The following is a 299-nucleotide window of genomic DNA, read 5'->3' on the forward strand; positions in this document are numbered from 1 at the left end:
CACCGCGGTTTTAGGTTAAACCCCGTTTCGCCAGAGCAAACTGGCACCTACGTTTTGTTAGTCTGTTCGGTGTTCTGCAACTGGACCCGGAGGTTATATTACTTGCAGGCGTGCAGCTGATGCTCGCAAGACTCGTTGGTTTCTGTTTCCGGAGGTGTGGTTATGCAAAAAATTGTCTGCAAAACGCCACGATTGTCATCACTGGCATGTCGAGTTGTTTCGGCCACGAGGCCGCCCTGCGGCTGGCGGAGATAGGTGCCAACGCCATGCTGGCAGCCAGACGGAACTGGAGGCGCTCG

This window comes from Citrobacter sp. wls613 (assembly GCF_005281195.1).
Lineage (GTDB): Bacteria > Pseudomonadota > Gammaproteobacteria > Enterobacterales > Enterobacteriaceae > Citrobacter > Citrobacter gillenii.